Genomic DNA, 22,287 nt, shown 5'->3' with positions numbered 1-22,287 from the left:
CGGCACAGTTCTTCTCCACGGGTATTCAGGCGGCAGGGTGGGCGATAATGTCCGATACATCGTCGCAGCATCGAGTTTCAATACTCGAGCGGCGAGTAGCTCCCGATTCTGGGTAGACCTGTGGACGGACTTCCGCGGGAGAAGTTCCGCTGAATCCTCTACAGGTAGCTACTGCACCGGCGACGGTTCCGGACGCAGTTCGGCCAAGGATCCCACCGCGGTGATTCCGACGGGTTCGGTGGTGGATAGCGGAATCACCGCGTACCGGTCGGCAAGCTCACCCCGGACCTTGTCGATCTGCTCGAGTTCGGCTACGGCCCGCCGGCGGAGCAGCGGTGCGGTGGGCTCCGCTGCGGCAAGAGAGTTGTTGACCACCCACGCCCACGGCTCGATACCGGCGCGTCGCAAATCGCCCTGCAGACCGGCGGCCTCGAGCACCGGAGTGGTCTCGGCGAGCGTGACCAGCACAATCTTGGTCTGTGCCGGGTCCTGCAGCCGCATCAAAGGAGTGGTGAAGCGTCCGCCGTCGCCCATCTGCCGGGCGATCTCACGGTGATACGAGCCGGTCGCATCGAGCAACAGCAAGGTGTGACCCGTGGGGGCGGTGTCGACGACGACAAACTTGCGGCGTGATTCGTGGATGACCTTCGAAAACGCCTGGAACACCGCGACTTCTTCGGTGCAGGGGGACCGCAGATCTTCGGCGAGGGTGGCGCGGCCGGCGTCGTCGAGCCCGGCGCCCTTGGCGGCCAGCACCCGGTTGCGGTAGGCCTGACTGGCCTCATGGGGGTCGATGCGGGAGACCTCAAGATGGTCGAGTTCCCCGGCGAGAGTGTCGGTCAGGTGCGCGGCAGGGTCGGTGGTGGTCAGGTGCACGTCATGGCCACGGCGGGCCAGTGCCACCGCGATCGCGGCGGCGACGGTGGTCTTACCGACCCCGCCCTTGCCCATGCACATCACCAAACCGTGCCCGTCGGACTCGATCTCATCGACCAGATCCGCCAGGGAAGCATCGGTGACCGCCGCGACGTCCGGATCGACGCCGACGGCACTCGAGGCCGTGGTGATGTCGAACAGGGTGGCCAGAGCGTCGAGACCGACCATGTTCACCGGCTTGAGGGCGACCAGATCCGTGGGCAGCGCCGCGATCGCGGCGGGAACCGCGGCGAGCGCCGCCTGTTCGCGGTGATGCACGGCGGTGGCCAGCTGATCGGTGTCGTCGACGGGGGCGGGCAGCACGCCGTTGACGACCACATGCTGTCTCGTCATGCCGATCGCGGCGAGTTCGTCGTGGGTGCGGGCGATTTCGGTCAGCGCAGAGCGGTTGGCGCGGGCGACGAGCACCAGGCGGGTGCGACCGGGATCCGACAGCGCCTCGACCGCGCCGGCGTACATGGCCTTCTGCTTGTCGAGGCCGGCGAGCGGCCCGAGGCAGGACGCGTCGCCCTTGCCGTTATCGAGGAATTCGGTCCAGTTGCCGGGCAGCTGCAGCAGCCGGATGGTGTGGCCGGTGGGGGCGGTGTCGAACAGCACGTGATCGAACCCGGCGACCCGGTCGTCGGGATCGGTGAGCAGCGAGGTGAATTCGTCGAACGAGGCCACTTCGGTGGTGCACGAGCCGGACAACTGTTCGGTGATCGACGCGATCTCCGCGTCGGGCAGCAATCCGCGGACCGGGCCGACGATGCGTTCACGGTAGGCGGCGGCGGCCTGTTCGGGATCGATCTCGAGCGCCGACAACCCCGGCACCGCGGGGATCTCGGTGATCGTGTTGCCGATGCTCAGACCGAAGACCTGCCCGACGTTCGACGCGGGGTCGGTCGAGACCAGCAGCACCCTCTTGCCGGCTCGGGCCAGGCGCAGCGCCGACGCGCACGCGATGGAGGTCTTGCCGACCCCGCCTTTGCCGGTGAAGAACACGAACCTGGGTGGGTCGGTCAGGAACGTCGGGTCGGTGGCAGTCATGGCAGCAGATACTCCTCGTCGGACGGATCGGCGGGCGGGTGCGGATCTGGGTGGTCAGCAGCAGGTGGACTCGTCCGGTGTGCAGCACGAGTCGTTGTCGTCGGCGAGCCCGAGCATGGTCACCCCGGACGGCGCTGCGGCGGGAACATCGAGTCCGGCCCACGTGGCGAGCTCGGCGCGGGTCGGGTAACGCCCGGTGGCGACGGTGACGTCGTCGACGAGCACCAGCGGAAGACCGTCCGATCCGGCAAGTTCGAGGAACTTTGTGACGGTCTCGTTGTGCGCGAACGCGAGCGGGTCGTTGGCCAGATTGTGGCGGGTGATGGTGGCGCCCTGCCCGGTCAGCGCGGCCATGTCGGCGGTGAAGGTGACCAGGTTCTGGTCGAGGTCCTCGCCGCACACGCCGGTGTTGCAGCACAGGGCCGGTTCGAAGACTGCGATCGTGCTCATGGTGTTCTGCTCCTGGTTGGGGTAGGTGCTCAGCGGGTCGCGTCGAGTAGCCGGGTGGCGAGTTCGTCGACGCGGGTGGCGATGTCGCCGCGGACCAGACGCATCCGCTCGATACCGTCGACGCCGCGCTCGGACGGCTCGTCGATGTCCCAGTTCTCCACGACTACGCCGGCGGGCGCGTCGACGTGGGCTTCGCCGCCGAGGGTGACGACGAGGTCGACCTCGGACAGCAGCTGCGGATCGATCGGCTTGGGGTACTCGCCCGCGGTGGGTGCCCCGACTTCCTCGAGAACCTGCATCGACAGGGCGTTGAGCGACGAGCCGGGCGTGGTGCCGGCCGAATGGACAACGATCCGGTCGCTTGCGGTCTTGCGCATGAGGGCGGCAGCCATCTGGGATTTGCCGCCGTTTTTCACGCACACGAACAGCACCGAGGGTGTGGGCACGAGGGGTGGTCCTTTCCGACGGACTCGGGTTGACGATTGAATTGATAGAAGTCAATATAGACGTATGTCGAATCAGATGTCGAGCGAGGCCGAGCTGTGCTGCCCTCCACTCTCGCGTGAGCCCCTGACCTCCGATTGGGCCGGCGACCTGGCCCGCATGTTCAAGGCCCTCGGCGATCCGGTGCGCCTGCGCATGCTCAGCATGATCGCCAGCCACCAGGGCGGCGAGAGTTGCGTGTGCGACATCAGTCCCGCCTTCGACCTGTCCCAGCCCACCATCTCGCACCACCTCAAGGTGCTGCGCGAAGCCGGACTGCTCGACTGCGAACGCCGCGGCACCTGGGTGTACTACCGGGTGATCCCTGCCGCGCTCGAGCAGTTGTCCGCAGTGCTGGCCACCGAATCGGGGGTGCTACCCGGATCGACCTGTGCGTGCACCCCGGCCGAACCTCATCAGGAGACCGTTTCGTGACCACCACCACCGAAAACCGTTCTGTGGCAGGAAAAATGTCGACCCTCGACCGCTTCCTGGCCGTGTGGATCGGCATCTCCATGGTCGTCGGCCTGCTGCTCGGCCGGATGATCCCCGGGCTCGGCGACGCTCTGAGCGTCCTCGAGATCGACAACATCTCGCTGCCGATCGCCCTCGGTCTGCTGATCATGATGTATCCGGTGCTCGCGAAGGTGCGCTACGACCGTCTCGACACCGTCACCGGCGACCGCAAACTGCTGATCTCGTCGTTGATTCTGAACTGGGTACTCGGCCCGGCGCTGATGTTCGCCCTTGCGTGGTTGCTGCTGCCGGATCTGCCCGAGTACCGTACGGGTCTGATCATCGTCGGCCTCGCACGCTGCATTGCGATGGTCATCATCTGGAACGACCTCGCGTGCGGCGACCGCGAAGCCGCCGCGGTGCTGGTCGCGATCAACTCGGTGTTCCAGGTGATCATGTTCGCCGTCCTCGGCTGGTTCTATCTCTCGGTGCTGCCGGGATGGCTCGGACTCGAGCAGACCGCTTTCGACGTCTCCCCGTGGCAGATCGCCAAATCGGTGTTGATCTTCCTCGGCATCCCGCTCGTCGCCGGTTTCCTGACCCGGCACTTCGGTGAAAAGGCCAAGGGCCGTGACTGGTACGAAGACACATTCCTGCCGAAGATCGGACCGTGGGCGCTGTACGGGTTGCTGTTCACGATCGTGCTCCTGTTCGCGCTCCAGGGCGAGCAGATCACGTCGCAGCCGTGGGACGTCGCGCGGATCGCGTTGCCGCTGCTCGCCTATTTCGTCCTCATGTGGGGCGGTGGGTTCCTGTTCGGCGCCGCGATCGGTCTGGGTTACGAGCGCACGACCACCTTGGCGTTCACCGCTGCGGGCAACAACTTCGAACTCGCTATTGCCGTGGCGATCGGCACCTTCGGTGTCACCTCGGGTCAAGCTCTGGCCGGTGTCGTCGGTCCGCTGATCGAAGTGCCGATCCTCGTCGCCCTCATCTATGTCTCGTTGGCGCTGCGCAAGCGTTTCAAGAGTTCAAATACCCCTGCTGTGCAGTAAAAGTCGATACGCCAGGAGGCGACCGATGTCTTCACACCCCGCACAACCGGAACTGCTCATGCCTCAGGCGGTGCTGCAGCGTTCCGCCGAGCACCTCGCCGACAAGTACGCCGGGGTGTTCTCCCCGCAGACCGTGGAACGGATGGTGTTCGAGTCGTACGCTGCGCTGCGCCGCACCGCCAAGATCCACACGCACCTGACCGCCCTGGCCACCCGGTTCGCCGGCGAACGCCTCACCGCGCTGGCACAAGCCGACGGTGCGATCACCAAGGACGTACCGGAGGTGCTGTTCGTGTGCGTGCGCAACAGCGGCCGCTCCCAGATGGCGGCGGCGTTGCTCGCCCACCACGGCGTCGGACGCGTGCATGTGCGCTCCGCCGGATCGGCGCCCGCATCGTCGATCCATCCCGTTGTCGTCGAGGCGATGGCCGAGATCGGGCTCGATCTCGGCGCCGAATACCCCAAACCGCTCACTGATGATGTGGTGGCGGCCGCGGACGTGGTGGTCACCATGGGCTGCGGTGACGCCTGCGCGGTGTATCCGGGCAAGCGCTACCTCGATTGGTCGCTGCTCGACCCGGAAGACGAGTCGCTCGAGGCGGTGCGCGGCATCCGCGACGACATCGATGCCCGGGTCCGTGTCCTGCTGACCGAGCTCGGCGCTGTCTCTGTCTGATCTTGTCTCTGCCTGACCTTCCTCTACGAAAGGACGTTCCACTTCATGACCACCCACTCCGCCACCGATCGCACGCCGTCGGTGCTGTTCGTGTGCGTGCACAACGCCGGCCGTTCCCAGATGGCCGCCGGGTTCCTCACCGCCCTGGCCGGGGATCGGATCGAGGTCCGCTCCGCCGGCTCCGCTCCGGCCGCGCAGGTCAACCCCGCTGCGGTCGAGGCGATGGCCGAGGTGGGGATCGATATCTCCACGCAGAATCCGAAGATCCTCACCGTCGACGCAGTGCAGGCCTCCGATGTGGTGATCACCATGGGGTGCGGCGACACCTGCCCGACATTCCCGGGCAAGTCCTACCGGGACTGGGTGCTCGAGGACCCGGCCGGGCAAGGGGTCGAGGCGGTGCGGCCGATCCGCGACGAGATCAAGGCCCAGGTCGAGGCGCTGATCGCCGAGCTCGTTCCAAACGTCGCCCGCGCATCAGCGTCCCCGCACTGTCGATGACCTGATCATCGACAGTGCGAGCGATGCCTCACGGCAGAGATGCTGTCGGTGTGTCGGGAACCATGCGTGGCACGAGCCGGACGTAGAGGACCATGCCGACGAGCTCGACCAGGGTTTGCGTGACGACGATGACGGGGGTCAGGGCATAGCCGGCCGGTAAGGCGAGCGCGAGCGGAAGTACCACGAGCGAATTGCGGGTGGCACCACTGAAGATCAACGCACGTGAGCGGCCGACGTCGAACCGGAACACTCGTGCCGCGATGAATCCGAGTCCGGCCATGAGAATCAAGAAGGCGGCGTAGACGGGGATGACCGTGCCGACGTGGTGGAGTTCGTCGCGAATTTTCGGGATCTGACCAGCCACGACGACGAACAGGGTTCCGGCCATCAGTGGAACCATCGCCGCGGTGAACGCGGTGGTGAGCACGACACCGACACGGCGCCGTGCAGCCAGGGCCTGCGTGACCCACGCCAGGGCGAGCGGTGCGACGATCAGGATGAGAAACGCCTCGAGGAACGGTGCGACGTCGACGATATCGGTGAGCTCTGATCCCATGAACAGCCACAACAGCAGCGGCAGTGCCGCCATCTGGGCGAACATCAGCAGCGGTGAGGCGGCAAGCAGTCGCCTGCTGTCACCTCCGGCGAGACCGGAGAACACGATGACGTAGTCGATGCAGGGCGTGAGCAGGGTCAGCAGGATGCCCAGCAGCACGGCCTGCGGGAATGTCACCACCAACGTCAGGGCGGCGACGACGAGCGGGACGACGACGAAATTGAGAACCAGGGCCGCGGTGAGGAACCGGCGGTCGCGGACGGCCTCGGCCAGTGTGGTGAACGGCACCTGCAGGAAGGTGGCGTAGAGCAGTGCCCCGAGCAGCGGGTAGATGCTCGCTTCGAACACCGACGAGGAATCCGGCAGGGTCAGTCCCACGACGGCGCCGGTCACCAGGGCACCGAGGTAGACGAGGATCTGGTGGCGTTCGAGCCACTGGGTCGCGGACATGCGCTGGTAGAGGCCTTTCGAGGCGGGTCGAGCGAGGCAGCAGTGGGGACCGGCTGTGAAAGCCAGGGATGTGGGACCGGTGGTCAGCGAGCAGGTGGGGCGCTCGTGCCGTCGCCGAACAACGCGCGCACCATTTCTGCAGCCGCTGCCGGTGCCCCCACGTCGAGGATCACTTCGGTACCGCGCAGATGCAGGTCGAATTCGTAGAACGGGCAGCAGTGCTGCTCGGCGGCGGCGAGTTCGGCGAGTGCACCGACTCGGTCGATGGGCAGGCGCAGTCGCACATCCGCCGGACCGGGTTCGCGGACAACGTCGACGAGTACCTGCTGCCACCGGTGCACACGTTCCCCGTGGTCGGCGGCGTCGAGGGAGCAGGCAATCGGCGGGTCGGCCGGCACGGTGATCGCCGCGCCAGGCGCAGCGAAAGGAGGGTCGACGACCTGGGTGCGGGGCTGCGGCGCAAGGAATCCGCAGCCGGCATCGCACGGCTCGGCGCGATCAGGCAGGTCGTCGAGCTGGGCAAGAGCATGCCGAAGCGTGTCGGTGAAGGCGGCGAGTTCCGCGGTCCGGGTGGCGGCCTCGTCCAGGCGAGCGGCCATCTTCGGGCGTAGCTGCGCACGGACCTCGGCGCAGGGATCGTGCTCCCACACCGCCAGTAGTTCGCGGATCTCACCCAAGGGGAGTCCCACGTGCTTGGCCGCCTGGATGAACGCAACGCGGTCGACATCCCGATCTCCGTAGACGCGATATCCACTGTCGGTGCGCCCCGCCGGGACCAGTCCTGCGGATTCGTAGAACCGCAAGGTGGTGGCCGGGACACCGGTGTGTTCGGCGAACTGGGAGATCAGCATCGTGCTCACTCCTCGACGGTAAACCTTCGAGTCGACTCGAAGGTCAAGCCCGACACCGGCTCAGCCCTGCCGACCTTCGACCCGGCGGAGCACGTCGATCAGCTCCGCGGTGCTCGGGGCGCCGCCGGGTCCGTCGGCGGTGCGGTAGACGCGGCAGGTCAACCCGACACCCTCGGTGGGACCGAACGGGTCGATCCCGTCGATGCGGATCGTCGGGGAGCCCGCGAAGGCGGCGCGCTCAGCAGCCTCCGGGGTCTCGATACGGCGCAGCCGGATCGGGGTGCCGGCGTTGCCGGTTGCGGCCAGGGCCTCGGCGAGGCGGTCGCGGGCGAGCTGCCAGTTCGGGCAGCCGTCGAAGTACAGCAGTTCGATATCCATGGCGGTCGGTCCCGTTCGTCAGTGGTTGTCAGCGGCGGGAACGGACTCGGAGCGGCGTTCGAGCAGTACCGTATCGCGCCACACCCCGGCGAGTTTGCCGATGCGTTCGCGCACACCGACGGTGCGAAACCCCGCCGAATGGTGCAGGGCGAGGCTGGGACGGTTCTCCGGGAAGATGGAGGTCTGCAGCGTCCACAGTCCGGCCTGATCGGCGGCGATGACCTGGGTACGCAGCAGCGCTTTGCCGACCCCGCGTCCGCGCATGCCGTCGCCGACGTACACCGAGTTCTCGGCCACCCCCCGGTAGCACTCGCGCCCCGACACCGGGCTCAACGCTGCCCAGCCGACCACCTGGCCCTCGATCTCGGCGACCCACCGATGCCCGGGCAGCCACTGGTCCTCGAGGACCTCGCGGGTGGGAACCTCGGTGGTGAACGTTGCGGTACCGGTGGCGATGCCCTCTCCGTAGATGCGGCGCACCGCCTCCCAATCGCGGTCGGCGAGCGGGCGCACGCTCACGTCGGCCGGGACGTCCTCGGGGCAGCACGGCCGTGCGGTGAGCACACCCATGACCGCGTCGGCGGCACTGGGTAGGTCGCTGCAGCAACTCGGGTTGACCATCACCACGGTGCTGGTGCCGTGTTTGCCGGTGGTGACGAAGCCGACGTCGGCGAGCTTGCGGACGTGATGGGAGATGGTGGGCTGGCCGATCCCGAGGATCTCGGCGAGTTCCCCGACGGTGATGCCGGCCGGGCGGGCGGCGACGTGGTGCAGCAGCCGCACCCGGGTGGGCTCGGCCAGGCAGGCGAACCACCCGGCGTAGGTGGCCGCGTCCTCGGGGCTCAGGGCGTCGATGTCCACCTCCGCGCCGGGGATGGCCGGGGTCGGCAGGCCGAGTGATGTCATACCCCCACTATATCGATCGGCATCGATGGCTGCATTCATCGATGCCCATCTATATTCTGGCGGCAGCTTAGATCGATACCCATCGATGAAAGGATCTGTTATGAGCGAGTTGCCCGTCGTCGTGGTGGGAGCCGGACCGATCGGCCTGGCCGCCGCCGCTCACCTGCGTGAAGGCGGCCTCGAGCCGCTGGTACTCGAGCGGGGTACCAGCGCCGGAGCCGCCATCACGCAGTGGCACAGCGTCCACACCTTCTCCCGCTGGGCCGAACTGATCGACCCCGCAGCCCGCGTCTCCTCGACACCACCGGCTGGAGCGCCCCCGGCGTCGACTCCTACCCCACCGGCCAGGACTGGGCCGGCCGGTACCTGACCCCGCTGGCCGACGCCCTCGGCGACGCGGTCCGGCTCGACCACCAGGTCATCGGCATCGCCCGCCGCGGCCGCGACCGGATCGTCGACGCCGGACGCGACACCGAACCGTTGTCGGTGCACGTACGCCACCGCGACGGCACCGAATCCCGCCTGCTCGCCCGCGCCGTGATCGACGCCTCGGTCACCTGGGACACCCCCAGCCCCCTCGGCGGTGAAGGACTGCCCGCCCTGGGCGAGCGCGCCGCCGCCGAGAAGATCACCTACCGCGTCCCGGACCTGGGCGAGGACGCGGTGCGCGCCCGCTACGCCGGCCGGCACACCGTCATCGCCGGTAGTGGCCACTCAACGCTCAATGCCATCGTCGCGCTGGCCGAACTCGCCCGCACCACCCCCGGCACCCGGCTGACCTGGGTGCTGCGCCGCGGCGACGTCGGGCTGCGCGCCAAGACGGCCGTCGACGCCGGACTCCTCGAGGTCGTCACCGGCTTCCGCACCGCCGCCGTCGAACCCACCACCGACGGTCAGCTCACGCTGGTCTCTGACACCGGCGCCCGCATCGACGCCGTCGGCGAGGTCATCGCCTCGACCGGGTTCCGCCCCGATCTGTCGTGGCTCTCGGAAATCCGCCTCGACCTCGACCCGGTCCTGCAGGCCCCGACCGCGCTGGCCCCGCTGATCGACCCAAACGTGCACTCCTGCGGCACCGTCTATCCGCACGGAGTCGCCGAGCTCTCCCACCCCGAACCCGGCTTCTACGTCGTCGGCATGAAGAGCTACGGCCGGGCCCCGACGTTCCTGGCGATGACCGGATACGAGCAGGTCCGCAGCATCGCCGCCGCCCTGGCCGGTGACCACGACGCCGCGGCCCGGGTCGAGCTGACCCTGCCCGACACCGGGGTGTGCGGCGGCGCCGGAGTCTTCGACGAATCGACCAATCCCTGATCCCCCGCTCCCAAGGCCATCACTCGTATCGCAGTCAGATGCGGCGCCGACGCATCGATGCCCGCCTCGTACATGTCGGTGACTGATCGAGCGCTGTGCGTGCGCCTGTAGCTTCCACCGCCGACCAGCTGTCCGAAGGAAACCTCCAAGTCCCGGTTCCCGGTTATCCGGAGATAGTGACCGAAAAGCCGGGTGAACTGATCCGGGGAAAGGCTGATCGCTATGTCGTTGTCGGCTACGTCGTGTCGTCCAGCCGTGCGAGCACCCGTGACAATTACATCGGCGCCCAGTGTGCCTGCGGCACTGGCCAACGCAGCCGCTCGATGGCGGTCGGCGATCGACAACTCATCGTGGCCAGCGGCTACCTCACCACGGTGATGGTCGAGCTGCGAGTAGACACCGAAGAAGTGTCCTGTGGCGCCCAGCACCTGGTCAACGCCAACAAACCCCTCCACCCCCACGACCGAGGAGTCACCCCTTCGGGGAGCCTCGTCCACGGTAGTGAAGTGAAAGCGGTACCACCGGTCGATGCCGAGAGCATTCATCCAATCGGATGGTGAATCGTCGTCGTTCTGAACGACAAGGCAGGACTCGATCTCGCTCCTCGTCAAGAGCGCTACCAGCGCCTCCACCGAGGATTGTTCGAGGGTGCCAGTGTCAACGAGAACTCTGATCTGACGAGTCGCCGGTTGTAGGGGATACAGCGGAACGCTCTCGCGTCCAGGAGAACTGACAGGTGGTCGAACGTAGCGGACGAAACGATGATTGGGGAGACCCCGGGGCACAATCAGCGGCACGATATTAGATTCGCATCTCCTGGCCCCGGGACCATCCAGCGACATCGCCGTCGGCGGCACATCACGTGAATAATCTGTGATCACCTGGTGTAAGTCGCTGGACCTGGCACCTGACGTAAGTGTCGATACTGATGGTGACAGTCCGGAGGCACGGGAGTGTCCGAGCGGGCGGGGATGTCGTCCCCATATCGTGCCGCCGCCGGTTGATGTCGGTGTCTGGTTCACCGGCTCCACGACCGTACCGACAAGGCGTTGCAGAAGCTCGCGGTGCCGGCCGGATGCTGCGCGAGGCAGGTGGGCAATGGGCTACGCCGCCGCAGCGTGCTGGCACGAAGTGGACGGGGAAGGGATCGGGTGCATTCGGTCGCCTCTCGGCGAAAGGCGCAACACGGCTCCAGCCGAACGGAACTCCGTGAAGGCAAAGGGTTGAGCCCGGGGGACACGGAAACGCACCCGATCCGGACAGTGCAACGCGCCCCTGCCTCCGGCTATTCCCGGCGCGAGTTGTCGTGGGCACGATAGCGTGAACTGCACCAGTGGCTCGGACCCAGGCTTTCTGATCCGCGTCGATACCGATGCGTGCAGTGCGTGCGATGCGTGCACGCATCGCGAGCCATGCATGCACCGTGGGTCGCGGACAGCGTGCGAGGTCTGGGGCTCCTCTCGAACAAGGAATGCCGGGCTTACAGCTCCAGGTCGGGGCCAGCCTGGGGACTGTGGTCGGGTGGCTCCGGCTGGGCCGGGGTCGTACTACCGCCGGGTGTACCGGGCTTCGAGCGTGGTGGGTGACCGGACACGGCGGCGCGCAGAGCCGACAGCAACGCCTCCTGTCCGCTGGGATCACGAGCGATCTGCTGCGCGGTGCCGGTGTCGCTTGGCGGTCGGGCCGTGTGGGGGTCGACCACGTAGCGGCGAATGAGACCGGACAGACGCGCCGGGGCGATAGTCAGTCCGTCGATGCGCTGGCCGCGGTCGAGCATGGCGACCAGCTCGTGCAGAGCCCGGGCTGCGTCCTTGCGGGCACCGGTACGGGCGGTGTGCAGCTTCCAAGCGGGAAACCGGTCTCGGTGTTCATGGGTGATCGACAACAGGGTGCACAGGTCGGCGACATCCTTGGCGGCGAGGCGGCTGCGCCAGGCGAGCGCCTTGAGCACCACCGCCTGCTCGACGCCGGGCACCGGCACCCCGAAACGCACGGTCTCGCCGGTCGTCAGGCGTGCCCGCACCCGCACCCGAATCGGGTCGGCGGCCAGCGCGAGGGTCAGACCGGGAATGGCGTCGAAGCCGCGCCCGGCGTACTCGACGCGTTCGATCCGGCGACCACCGGTGCCGGGAACCAGGAGATCAACCGACAGGGGAGTGCCGTCCCCGGAGGGTGCCTCGTAGTGGTTGCCGGTCACCAGCCGATAACCACGGGCAAGTAGCGCGGTGTGGAAGGTGGCGTCGGCCGCGGCGACAGGGTCCATGCCTGCATCGGCGTCGGCGGTGACCCGGGCAGCGGTGTCGGTGGGGTAGAGGCGACCGAGCAGGTGCACCATGTGCCCGCCGACGACCCGATAGTTGGCCCCGGCCGTGGCCGCGGCGAGATCGGCCAACGCCCGCAGGCCGCGGTCGGCGGCATTCGACGCGGCGAGGATCTCCACCTCGGTCGTATCAGTCACAGAGCAGCCTTCTGACGGATCGTGGCGAGCACATGATCGGCGGCTTCGGCGGCATCAGCGCCACCGGTGCGCAGCACATCGCCCGCAGTGATCAGCGGATCGGCCAACAGCACTGGCTCGCTGATCTCCGCGGTGCGCCACAGGGTCGGATCGGCGGGGACCTGCACGGCCATGGTGTGTTCGGCCTCGGTGGCGGGACTGAAGCCCGCGGCGGCGAGGTCGACGAACCGATCGGTGTAGAGCATCGCCCGGGTCGGCAGCCGCCATGGGGCGTACACATCGGCCGCGGCATCGCCGCTGACCAACACTGCCACATCCTGCCGGGCGCAGAAGTCAACAACGGCGGTGGCCTGGGCAATCACTGGATCCAGGCCGTACCAGTAGGTCACGGCGCCACCGGGACCGGGATAGCCGGCCAGATAGTCCGCGAGCAACTCCTCGGGGGATGCGGCGAACCAGCCGTGCTCGGTGCGCCGCGCCGCCTGTAGCTGTTTGAGGGCGAATGAGACTGCCTGCTGGGAGACCTCCAGTGTCTCGGCGAGCCGGTGTTGGGTTTGCGCCCTATCCGAGAGCAGCAGGACCCGGGCCAGAGCCCAGCGCACCCAGGGTTTGCGGCCCCGGGCAGCAGATGCGGCAGGGGATGTAGGGGTTGCGTTTTCGGTCACGTCGTAGCGCGCGCCGGCGAATACGAGTAGGTCTTCGTCCACGGCGATGAGATCGATTTCGCCGTTTGTCGCGAGAGTGCGCAGATGCGCCGTGGCGTGTGGGGTTACCACGAGCACGCGCCGGGCTGGGCCCGGTTCGGCGAGCAGCCGGGCGAGGACCGTGGGGGTGGGTGGCCGCCGGGATATGCGCACCCGGGTCGGCAATTCCCGGCCGTCGGGCAGAGTCAGGTCCCAGGCGTCGAGGGAACCGGAGACAAGGCGGATGCCGGCACGACGCAGCAGCGCGATCGCGCCGGAGAGAAGCTGTGATGTTTCGGCCATGCTCGTCCCCTCGACGTGTACAAGCTTAGATGAGAAATCCTACTTTATCTTGTATTAGCTGCTAGAGCGTATAAGAATGTCGAAGTTCGCCCGGTCGCTGGTCGACTGGAGGCACGAGCGGGCACCGAACGGTGGAGCGGCTCGGCGCCGGCGTGCCTAACGTGACGGTGTCCGGTTCTGGTCCACCCTTCCGTGACGATCCAGCGGCGGGGTCGGTATCACCGGTTGTCGGGGTGAGACGGTCGCCGGGTCCCGATCCAGTGAATACCGTCGGGGCCAGGCGAATACGGGTGCGGCAGGTAGCTGGGACAGAACTCGCCGGTGTGCCAGGCGCTCGCGACTGTCTCCGGATCGTCGGGTGCGAAACCTGCTCGGATTGTGGGCAGGTGTTCGCGCCAACCGACCAGGCCGGAGTCATCGCGACCCCATACCCGCACCACCAACGTCATGACCGAATCCGCCCAGCTCAGCCGTTCGATCTCGTACACCCCAGTGTCCCAGGATCGTGCCGACAGATGTCTGGTCAGCGCGGACAAAAAGCGCATATCCTAGTCCGCTTGTTCGAAGTCACCGTGCCGGACGGTCGGCAGTTCCTCACCGACGTCGCTGGTGCTGTAGTACTCGTGGCGACCGTTGTTTCCGGTGCCTCGGTTCCGGTCCATGGCCGAAGTCTGCCAGGCGGAATTGCCAGGATCCCTACCCTGAGTCGCAGTGTCGCACCATCACACACAGTGGTCCAGAACCCGGTTTCCGACCCCACAGAGGATCCCCGGTAGCAACTCGCACGTGCCAGCGGGCTTGACGGCCTCTCGACGTGGCGTCCTTCGGATCGCAGGATGGCGCTGATTGGCGGGGTCACCCTTGCGCAGTTCCGCCACTGCGATAAATCATGGATAACCCCGATTATCCATCAAATGTGGAAGAGGCGAGAAGGGGCGATCGGTGGTCGCAGCACCCCGGGGGACGGGATGATCCCGCGCCACCAACATGCGCATCGTCCGCGCGATCTGCGGCGCGCAACGCGCACGCGACGACCACACGGTGCTGCCGCAACGCCGCATCGGTGAACCGTGGGTCGGTGCAGTGTGCGCGTCGCTGCGGCATGGCACCCGATGCATGAGCAGCCGAACGCGCGTCGAGCGGATCGGCGGCTCGATCCGGCACGGGCGCCGGCAGGCCGGTCGCAGTCCGGAGGTGGGCCGGACTCGAGCCAGAGGCCGAGTGACAGGTGGGGCCCATCGCATCGATTCGGGCGAACCAGGGATCTCCGAACGCCTCGGACGCCCTGCCGCACCTGTCCGGAGGAGGTCCGGTTCCACTCTAGTTAACATAACGTAAGTTATCGGCGTTAAACTCTCGGGAGCTGCGGTAGGTGCGGTTACTGCCGTCTACCTGGGATGATGGGGTTTGTGCTGGTGGGTGCCGGGTTTGGCTGGTGCAGTGTCGACGCCGCGGATGTGATGCTTGTGCGTCGGTCCAGCGTCCCGTAGGTTTCTTGCATTAGATGCAGGTTTCCACGGGTCGGAGGTCGGCGTGGACGGTGTCCCGGGATTCGTTCCGCGGCTGTTGCGCGACGGTGAGGTCGGCCTGTTCCGCGCCGAGGACCGCGTGTTTGAAGCAATGGTCGAGGGTTGGCGGGCGCAGATGCTGGCGCGTGGGCTGACGAGAGCGACGATCGACGGGCGCTGCGGGGTGCTGCGCCGGTTCCAGGAGTTTGCGGGCACGTTCCCGTGGTCGTGGCGACCGGTCGATCTGGATGACTACATGGCAGATCGGCGCTCGGGTGAGAAACCGGTGAGCTGGACGACGCTGCGTTCGGACAGCAATGCCATCGCGATGTTCTGTGCCTATGTTTCGAGCTCGAGCTACGGGTGGGGTGCGCTTTGCCAACGGGTCTTCGACGATGTTCCGGCCCAGATCGCGTTCGAGTGGAACACCCCGCGGCACACCTGCGAGGATGCTGTTCCGGCCGGGCGCCGGGCCTTTACGGCCACGGAGCTGCAGAGGCTCTTTGATGACGTGGACGACCGGGTCGATCGTGAGTTCGCTGCTGGGAGTAAGCGCTGGCTGCCCCTGTTGCGGGACTCGATCGCGTTCAAGGTCTGCTACGCCTATGGGCTTCGGCGTCGCGAGGTGGCGATGTTGGACGTGCAGGATTTCGGCCCCAACCCGCATGTGCCTGCGTACGGCGACTTCGGCGCGGTGACCGTCCGGTGGGCCAAAGGCACCGCCGGGTCGGGGCCGCGACGACGAACGGTGTTGACGGTCCCGGAGTTCGACTGGGTGGTTGACCTGCTCCGATTCTGGATCACCGAGCGTGGTCGAGCGCATTTCGCCACTGCTGACCGTTCGGCGGCGCTGTGGCCGAGCGAGCGCGCCGAGCGGATAAGAGTGGGTAGCTTGAGTGATGCCTTCGCCGCCGCCCGCGAGGGCGCCGGCTTGCCGAAAGAGCTCGGACTGCACTGCCTGCGGCACTCCTATGTCACGCACTTGATCGAGGCCGGCTACGACCCGGCGTTCGTGCAGACTCAAGTCGGTCATGCCTATGCGTCGGTCACCGGGCTGTACACCTCGGTCGGCGACGATTTCAAACAGAAGACCATTCAGCGCATGATCGCTTCGCGGCTGGACGGGCACGGCAGGAAGCAGGACGGAGACGCTGATGGCTGAGCAACGACGCATCGGGTATCGCTGGAATCTGCGGACGCAGATGGCGCAGCGCAACCTGTGGAAGAGCACCGAACTGGTGCCGTTGTTGAGGTCTCGGGGCATCAACCTGTCCGAGAGTCAGGTCTACCGGCTGGTGACCGGCACACCAGAGCGGATCCCGGCACGCACGTTCGCCGCGCTCTGCGACATCCTCGACTGCGAACCGGGTGAGCTGTTCGAACCGTTCGTGGAGATGCGGGCAGCAGCCACCGCGCAGGCGCCGAAGCGGCCGGAAGACCTGGGGGTGGCACCCGGCCAGCCGATCGCCCGCCGGGTGAGACTCGTCCGGGGCGACAACGAGGATTGACCGGTACCGATGGCCAGGCCCCGCAAACCCGACGATCCGGACCTGCGTCGCGTGTGTCCGTGTGATCGCTGCGGCTTGGGCTACCCGCTGGTGGTCACCTGGGGCCCGGAGGATCAGATCTGTGGCTACTGCTACCAGCAGGCCAAACGCACCCGCGGCACCTGCGACTGTGGCCACATCGGCGTCTTACCGGGCCGAGTAGATGGGCGCCCGGCCTGCCGGGCGTGCGCCCAGATCACCCTCAACATCGATTGCGTGCGCTGCGGCGCCGAGGACGAGATCTACCGCGCCGGCCTGTGTTGGCCATGCGCGCTGAGCGAGACCGTCGACGGACTGCTGACCAACCCGGACACCGGCACCATCGCCGAGAGGCTTGTCCCCCTGGCGGAGGCGTTGAAATCGATGAAACGCGCCAACAGTGGAATGACCTGGATCCGCCAGCGGCACGTGACCGACTTCCTGAACCAGCTGGCCTCCCTCCCGGAGCTCACGCACGAGGCGATCGATGCGCTTCCACGCTCACGCACCCGCGACTACGTGCGCGGGCTCCTGATCGAGCACGGTGTCCTGCCCCGACGTGACGAGCTGCTTGTCCGCTACCAAGACTGGGCGGACACAGCACTGGAGAGGCTGACCGAGGATACCCACCGGGCCGTCATTGACCGCTATGTCCACTGGCACCATCTGCGGCGCATGAATCAGATGGACCCCGTCCCCCACGGCACCTTCCTGCGCAGCAAGCAGACCGTCACCGTCGCGATCAACTTCCTCAACTGGCTCGGCGAGCGCGACATCACGCTCGCCGACGTCGGCCAGGGCGAGGTTGACGCCTGGATCGCCGGCGGGCCGACCACTCGACTGCTCGTCGATCGGTTCCTCGGCTGGGCCATGAACACCAGAAACGCCCCACAAGGGCTCACCGTGCCCCGCCATCGCCGCGGTAACAGCACCAAACTCAGCGCCACCGACCAGGACGCCGCCCTGGATCGCATGGTGGACGGCGACACTCTGACCACACGAGACAAGGCCGCGGCGATTCTGGTCCTTGTCTTTGGCCAACAGGTCCAGGATATTGCCGCCCTGACCTGGGACGACATCTCCGTAACTGAAGACCTGGCGACCATTACGCTCGGCAGCGGCCCGATCGAGTTGCCCACCCCGCTCGACGGGCCGTGGCGTGAACTCCACGCCAAGCCTGGCCACGACCAGACCGCCGCTCACCCGAGAAGCAACTGGGTCTTCAGAGGGCATTCCCCCGGCAGGCACATCGATCCGATGCACCTACGCCTCCGGCTACGAGCCCACCTCGTCAGCGCCCGCGCCGCCAGACTCGGCACACTGCATGAACTCAGCAAAACCGCCCCGGCCGCCATCATCGCCGACGTCCTGGGCTATCACCCCTCGACCATTGAGCGCCACGCCGTCGACGCGGCAAGTACATACGCCGAATACATCGCCTCCGTAAGCGAGCATGGCCAGAGGTGATTCTCCGGGAATTACCGAACAATCGGTAGCAGGGACGTTGTGCTAGCCCTGGGAGGCCGCCGTGGCGGCGTGCGCGCGTAACGCTCTTCGCGAGGGTGCCGGGCCCGTCGGGTCTACTCTCGCGACCAGGCCGCGAGCTGTTCCACGAGGATCCGGTCGCTGTCCTTGAGCGCTGCGGCGTTGGCGTTCGCTGAGCCGCCCATCCGTTCCTCGGCGTAGTCGGACGGCACGTCGAACACGCACCCGGCGTCGGCGTAGGCGAGCACCTCGATGCGGTCGGGTCGGTGCTCGGCGAGCCGGCGGGCGGTCGCCTCCGCGGGTCACAGTAGGTCGTTACCGGGTCTCGCTTGGCGGTAGTTAACTTGAAGGTATGCGCAGCCAGGACGCCGGGGAATTCACGGAGGACTTAATAGTCCGAACGTGGCGAAAACGCCGAGCGGCGGAACGCACGCCTCTTGGAGTCGAGGTAGGTTTTGGGCTTGCCAGTGCAGGTCTTTTGGGCGTTGTCGTAAACCCGGACGAGATCCCGGGGAGTGTGCCGATGGCAGCTGGCGTCGCTGTAGCCATGTTCGGCATCCTCGGACTCCTGGCGTTGATCCAGCTCCGCCGCTCGGGCTCTCGCGGGCATACCGGGAACCTTGACGTCAGCCCCTGGGGCGGTAGCGCGACGCCGTGGTGGCGTTCGCCCACGATGCTGACGCCGGTGCTGTTCGCCGCAGTATTCCTGGGTCGCCCACTCGGGGTGTTTGACCAGCCAGCGGGAATCATCGTGGTTGCCGTCCTTCTTGGGATCAGCACCGCCTGGATGATCCGCGCTAGCGGAATGCAGGATCCTATATACGGCCGCGATCCCGACCAGCCGCCAGTTCTCGGTAGCGACGCTCGTTCAGCCGTAGGGCGGGGCGAACTTGCTCCCGACGTGCTCGAACTCATCGCTCTCCAAGCACACACCAGCGAGCGGAGAATCTCCTGGTGCGCTCGAGTCCTGGACACGAGCGAGGCTGGTATACGCGAACGCATCGCCCGCGGTCGGCGATGGTTGGAGTACCCCGCCACCGACGTGCACGATCCGTCGACGGCCAGATGGGTGAGACTCACGGAGGCCGGCCGTGAAGTCCTTATTCGGCCCTGAATTCTGAGGACCGGCACGCAGGCTGTACTGGTCAACTTGCTGTGCAAGTTGGCGTATTTTTCTGAGGCAGGGAAACGCTGGGGATTTTGGTCCTCCAGAATCACCGGGCAATCGGTAACAGGGGAACGGGTAACGGGAAATGTCTCCTGTTACCGGTATGGAGAGTGCCACAGAGTAATTCGCCGCCCGAGACGCCGCGATCAGGCCTCCTACTCCCGCCTCCCGAACACCCGCTCCTACCAGTTGCGGGTAGTGCGTCTCCGCCGAGACCCGGGGTGGGGCGGCTACTTGTAGACGTCGCCGCGGTGCCCGATGCGCAGAACGAGTACGACGAGGGCGTCGTCGTCGATGTTGTAGATGATGCGGTAGTTGCCCACGCGGATGCGGAGTTCACCGTCGCCTCCGGCGAGCTGAATGGCGCCGGGAGGGCGCGGAGCCTGCGCCAAGGCCTCAATAGCGCGGACGATTCGCTGTTGTTCGGTGGGATGAACCTTGCGAAGGGCTTTAGCGGCCGAGGGTTTGTAGGTGATCGAATAGGGCATCGGCGTGTTAGGGACGTGCTTCGGATAGCAGGGTTCTGATGATCGGGTAGCGCGAGTATGAGCATCGGATAGCGGTGCCGGTCCTCGTGTGCTCGTGTCGGTTCTACGCGTGGCAACCAGGCTGCGCGTGGATCCGAACAGGAGGCACGGGTGACTGATTACCGATTGGTGATGTCGCTACTGCTGCAGGACAGGTCCTACCGGGACATCGAGGCGATCGCGGGTTGCTCGCATCGCACGGTCGCGAAGGCGAAGAAGGTCTGCCACGAGCACGGGTTGACCGCCACGAGCCAGGTCGAGGCGCTCAGCGTCGAGGAGATCGACGTCTTGTTCGCCGATGGGCGCAAGACGCCGTCGAAGGAGTTCGTCGCCTTCGACGTGGCGGCTGCCGTGAAGAAGCGCACGGGCAAGAAGAAGCTGCCGCTGCGGGTGCTGTGGGCCAACTACCTCGACACTGACGGCACGCCGGGGCAGCGGCACTACAGCTACCAGCGGTTCTGCCAGATCATCGGCGAGTACGTCGAGGTCAACGAGCTGACGATGCGGATCACGCACGTGCCCGGGCACACGATGCAGGTCGACTGGGCGGGCACGAAGATGGCCATCTTCGATCCCGTCACCGGCACCAAGACCACAGTGTCGGTGTTCGTGGCATCGCTGCCGTACTCGGGGATGGTCTTCGCCTGCGGCTGCCTGGACGAGAAGATGCCGAACTGGCTCGACGCGCACTTGCAGGCGTTCGAGTACTTCGGCGGCGCGGCGCAGGTGATCGTCCCGGACAACGCCTCGACGGCGTCGAACCAGATCGCCCGCGGTGACCGGGCCCGCGAGGTCAACCGTGAGTACCGTGACTTCCTCGAGTATCACCAGACCGCTGCCGTGCCCACTCGGCCGGTGCGCCCGACAGACAAGGGGCACGTCGAGGCTGGGGTGAAGGTGGTGACGAACTGGGTGATCGGACGGCTGGCCGATCGGCGGTTCGCTAGCCTGGATGATGCGAACGAGGCGATCGCCGCCGAGGTCGAGGCGATCAACGACCGGACCCCGTTCCGCGGCCAGAAGACCAGCCGCCGGGAGCTGTTCACCGAGCACGAGCAGTCGGAACTGTTCGACCTTCCCGAGGCCCGCTGGCAGCCAGTCATCTGGAAGAAGTCCAAGGTCAACAGGGATTACCACGTGGAGATCGCCACGGTGAAGTACTCGGTGCCCTACACCTTCGCTGGCCAGCACGTCGATGTGAAGATCACCGGCCCCACGCTCACTGTCATGGCTGGCGGGGAGGTCATCGCCTCCCACGCCGTCTCCGGTAGGCGGCACGCCTTCGTGACCGACCCTGACCATGTTCCCGCGCAGCATCTGCAGTCATCGGACCTGTGGTCGCGGGCGTATTTCGTGCGCCAGGCCCACAAGATCGGACCGCACACCGTGGCCGCGATCAGTGAGGTCCTGGATCGCCAGCGGATCGAGGCTCAGGGCTACCGCTCGTGCCAGAACATCCTCGCCCTGGCCCGCGGGGACAACAAGATGCTGCTCGAGCGGGCCTGCGGGCAGCTGGTCTCCGAGACCTCACGCCGGGCGATCAGCTACACCGCCGTCAAGCAGCAGCTGGCGGCCCTGAGGGCCCAGGCCGCCGCTCGACCCACCACCACGACCGCAGCGACGACGCCGGCGACCGCAACGCCTGTAGCGGTACCGCCGGATCGGCGAGATACCACCGGGGCGCATCTGGCCGGGCCGGAGCAGTTCAGCCTCGCCGTCCTCACCGGAGGCCCGAGCAGCGGCACCGCGGGGCGGGAGGAGCTGCAGTGACTGATCGTCATCTCACCGACGCCGACATGCCACTGTTCACCCAGTTGCGGATGACCGCGTTCGGCCAGACCGTCATCGACTTGGCCAACGATCCCGCCTGCGACGAGTGGACCTTCTCGGAGAAGATCTTCCACGCCCTGGACAAAGAGATCACGGCCAGGCAGGAACGCCGGACCCAGAAACTACTCAAGGCCTCCAGATCGCCAAACCCTGATGCTTGCGTAGAAGAGATCCGCTACCTGCCTGACCGCAACGTCAACCGCGAGCTAATCGCACGACTTTCCAGCTGTCAATGGATCGACGCCACCCGCAATCTCGTCGTGCTCGGCCAGTCCAGCGTGGGCAAGACCTACCTCGCCCAGGCGCTGCTCAATGCCGCGTGCCGAAAGTACTACACCGCGAGGTTCTTCCGGCTCGACGACCTGGCCAACCGGCTCGCCGTGCTGGAGCCGACCTCGCAGCGCAGGCTGGACTTCCTCACTGATCTGCACAACTGCGACCTGCTGGTTCTCGATGACTTCCTGACCACGCCGGTGGCTCCGCACACCGCGGCGGAGCTGCTCAACATCCTTGCCGCTCGGGAAGGGCGGGGCTCGACGCTGGTGACCTCGCAGTTCGATCCGCCAGATTGGTACAAGTCGCTCCAAGACGCGGTCATCGCCGAATCGATCCTCAACCGGATCGTCGCCGGCGCCGAGATCATCGCCCTCGACGGCCCGAACATGAGACGGCACCTCGCCACGGCAACGCCATAGCGGCCCAGCGGTCGGACGGGCAGATGCCGCTATCCGATGCCCGTCCGACCGCTACCCGATCAT

General features: G+C 66.6%; 22 protein-coding genes and 1 pseudogene. 12 read left to right on the top strand and 11 right to left on the bottom strand.

From position 1 onward, the window contains the following. Positions 1–168: 168 nt before the first annotated feature. The 3 genes from arsA to KXC42_RS22635 are packed head-to-tail and all read right to left on the bottom strand — an operon-like array spanning position 169 to position 2,861. Positions 169–1,965 (bottom strand): arsenical pump-driving ATPase, encoded by a 1,797-nt coding sequence (arsA, locus tag KXC42_RS22645; protein WP_006554195.1) that lies wholly within the window; start codon positions 1,963–1,965, stop codon positions 169–171. Positions 1,966–2,019: 54 nt separating this feature from the next. Then, positions 2,020–2,415, bottom strand: coding sequence for an arsenite efflux transporter metallochaperone ArsD (arsD, locus tag KXC42_RS22640; protein WP_006554196.1), 396 nt, complete (start codon positions 2,413–2,415; stop codon positions 2,020–2,022). Positions 2,416–2,444: 29 nt separating this feature from the next. Further along, complete coding sequence (locus KXC42_RS22635; protein WP_006554197.1) at positions 2,445–2,861, bottom strand: low molecular weight phosphatase family protein; 417 nt, start codon at positions 2,859–2,861, stop codon at positions 2,445–2,447. Positions 2,862–2,925: 64 nt separating this feature from the next. On the opposite strand from KXC42_RS22635, the gene KXC42_RS22630 reads away from it, so the two are divergent. Genes KXC42_RS22630 through KXC42_RS22615 form a run of 4 tightly spaced genes read left to right on the top strand, consistent with a single transcriptional unit; the run spans position 2,926 to position 5,586 of the window. Next, positions 2,926–3,333 carry a helix-turn-helix transcriptional regulator gene (locus KXC42_RS22630; RefSeq protein ID WP_006554198.1) on the top strand — a complete coding sequence of 136 codons (408 nt, stop codon included), beginning with the start codon at positions 2,926–2,928 and terminating at the stop codon, positions 3,331–3,333. Between the two features lie 35 nt (positions 3,334–3,368). After that, positions 3,369–4,409, top strand: coding sequence for an ACR3 family arsenite efflux transporter (gene arsB / locus KXC42_RS22625; protein ID WP_006554199.1), 1,041 nt, complete (start codon positions 3,369–3,371; stop codon positions 4,407–4,409). Positions 4,410–4,434: 25 nt separating this feature from the next. Continuing rightward, complete coding sequence (locus KXC42_RS22620) at positions 4,435–5,085, top strand: arsenate reductase ArsC (RefSeq protein ID WP_006554200.1); 651 nt, start codon at positions 4,435–4,437, stop codon at positions 5,083–5,085. A 45-nt stretch (positions 5,086–5,130) separates the two neighbouring features. Next, the gene (locus KXC42_RS22615) at positions 5,131–5,586 is read left to right on the top strand and encodes an arsenate reductase ArsC (RefSeq protein WP_219129631.1); all 456 of its coding nucleotides are present in this window, start codon (positions 5,131–5,133) and stop codon (positions 5,584–5,586) included. Positions 5,587–5,614: 28 nt separating this feature from the next. Here the strand turns inward: KXC42_RS22615 and KXC42_RS22610 are convergent, their stop codons facing one another. The 4 genes from KXC42_RS22610 to KXC42_RS22595 all read right to left on the bottom strand — a co-directional run bounded on the left by KXC42_RS22610 (position 5,615) and on the right by KXC42_RS22595 (position 8,727). Then, on the bottom strand, positions 5,615–6,592 hold the full coding sequence (locus tag KXC42_RS22610) for an arsenic resistance protein (RefSeq protein WP_064061720.1): 978 nt from the start codon (positions 6,590–6,592) through the stop codon (positions 5,615–5,617). An 83-nt stretch (positions 6,593–6,675) separates the two neighbouring features. Further along, positions 6,676–7,443, bottom strand: coding sequence for a MerR family transcriptional regulator (locus tag KXC42_RS22605; protein ID WP_039586197.1), 768 nt, complete (start codon positions 7,441–7,443; stop codon positions 6,676–6,678). A gap of 60 nt (positions 7,444–7,503) precedes the next feature. Then, positions 7,504–7,821, bottom strand: coding sequence for a hypothetical protein (locus KXC42_RS22600; RefSeq protein ID WP_006554203.1), 318 nt, complete (start codon positions 7,819–7,821; stop codon positions 7,504–7,506). An 18-nt stretch (positions 7,822–7,839) separates the two neighbouring features. Further along, entirely contained in the window at positions 7,840–8,727 is an 888-nt protein-coding gene (locus KXC42_RS22595; RefSeq protein WP_064061719.1) for a metalloregulator ArsR/SmtB family transcription factor, read from the bottom strand. A gap of 100 nt (positions 8,728–8,827) precedes the next feature. Between KXC42_RS22595 and KXC42_RS22590 the strand changes: the two are divergent. Together KXC42_RS22590 and KXC42_RS22585 are read left to right on the top strand one after the other, a co-directional pair. Beyond that, positions 8,828–10,041: pseudogene (locus KXC42_RS22590) on the top strand (NAD(P)-binding domain-containing protein). Positions 10,042–10,217: 176 nt separating this feature from the next. Then, the gene (locus KXC42_RS22585) at positions 10,218–10,601 is read left to right on the top strand and encodes a hypothetical protein (protein WP_065996612.1); all 384 of its coding nucleotides are present in this window, start codon (positions 10,218–10,220) and stop codon (positions 10,599–10,601) included. Positions 10,602–11,521: 920 nt separating this feature from the next. On the opposite strand, the gene KXC42_RS22580 is transcribed toward KXC42_RS22585, so the two are convergent. Both KXC42_RS22580 and KXC42_RS22575 read right to left on the bottom strand, forming a co-directional pair. Next, positions 11,522–12,499: a hypothetical protein gene (locus tag KXC42_RS22580; RefSeq protein ID WP_052040179.1), complete on the bottom strand. Its 978-nt coding sequence runs from the start codon at positions 12,497–12,499 to the stop codon at positions 11,522–11,524. Further along, the gene (locus KXC42_RS22575) at positions 12,496–13,485 is read right to left on the bottom strand and encodes a hypothetical protein (protein WP_006554208.1); all 990 of its coding nucleotides are present in this window, start codon (positions 13,483–13,485) and stop codon (positions 12,496–12,498) included. Before KXC42_RS22575 ends, KXC42_RS22580 begins: the two co-directional genes overlap by 4 nt. A gap of 1,533 nt (positions 13,486–15,018) precedes the next feature. Here KXC42_RS22575 and KXC42_RS22570 point away from each other — a divergent pair. The 3 genes from KXC42_RS22570 to KXC42_RS22560 are packed head-to-tail and all read left to right on the top strand — an operon-like array spanning position 15,019 to position 17,986. Further along, positions 15,019–16,155, top strand: coding sequence for a site-specific integrase (locus tag KXC42_RS22570; RefSeq protein ID WP_257605820.1), 1,137 nt, complete (start codon positions 15,019–15,021; stop codon positions 16,153–16,155). Beyond that, positions 16,148–16,501: a helix-turn-helix transcriptional regulator gene (locus KXC42_RS22565; RefSeq protein WP_219129123.1), complete on the top strand. Its 354-nt coding sequence runs from the start codon at positions 16,148–16,150 to the stop codon at positions 16,499–16,501. Before KXC42_RS22570 ends, KXC42_RS22565 begins: the two co-directional genes overlap by 8 nt. 9 nt (positions 16,502–16,510) lie before the next feature. After that, positions 16,511–17,986, top strand: coding sequence for a Fis family transcriptional regulator (locus KXC42_RS22560; RefSeq protein WP_219129122.1), 1,476 nt, complete (start codon positions 16,511–16,513; stop codon positions 17,984–17,986). A 113-nt stretch (positions 17,987–18,099) separates the two neighbouring features. Here KXC42_RS22560 and KXC42_RS22555 read toward each other — a convergent pair whose 3' ends face one another. Next, positions 18,100–18,252, bottom strand: a complete 153-nt coding sequence (locus KXC42_RS22555) for a hypothetical protein (RefSeq protein ID WP_219129121.1) — start codon at positions 18,250–18,252, stop codon at positions 18,100–18,102. A 104-nt stretch (positions 18,253–18,356) separates the two neighbouring features. Between KXC42_RS22555 and KXC42_RS22550 the strand changes: the two genes are divergently transcribed. Beyond that, the gene (locus tag KXC42_RS22550; RefSeq protein ID WP_219129120.1) at positions 18,357–19,118 is read left to right on the top strand and encodes a hypothetical protein; all 762 of its coding nucleotides are present in this window, start codon (positions 18,357–18,359) and stop codon (positions 19,116–19,118) included. Positions 19,119–19,402: 284 nt separating this feature from the next. On the opposite strand, the gene KXC42_RS22545 is transcribed toward KXC42_RS22550, so the two are convergent. Continuing rightward, on the bottom strand, positions 19,403–19,660 hold the full coding sequence (locus KXC42_RS22545; RefSeq protein ID WP_219129630.1) for a type II toxin-antitoxin system RelE/ParE family toxin: 258 nt from the start codon (positions 19,658–19,660) through the stop codon (positions 19,403–19,405). 150 nt (positions 19,661–19,810) lie between these two features. On the opposite strand from KXC42_RS22545, the gene istA reads away from it, so the two are divergent. Then, on the top strand, positions 19,811–21,469 hold the full coding sequence (gene istA / locus KXC42_RS22540) for an IS21 family transposase (protein ID WP_257605819.1): 1,659 nt from the start codon (positions 19,811–19,813) through the stop codon (positions 21,467–21,469). Further along, positions 21,466–22,224, top strand: coding sequence for an ATP-binding protein (locus tag KXC42_RS22535; protein WP_007633699.1), 759 nt, complete (start codon positions 21,466–21,468; stop codon positions 22,222–22,224). Before istA ends, KXC42_RS22535 begins: the two co-directional genes overlap by 4 nt. The last annotated feature ends 63 nt before the right edge of the window (positions 22,225–22,287 follow it).

The sequence above is a fragment of the Rhodococcus sp. LW-XY12 genome (genome assembly GCF_019317345.1).
Taxonomy (GTDB): domain Bacteria; phylum Actinomycetota; class Actinomycetes; order Mycobacteriales; family Mycobacteriaceae; genus Rhodococcus; species Rhodococcus pyridinivorans.
This window is presented reverse-complemented; position numbering and strand designations above follow the sequence as displayed.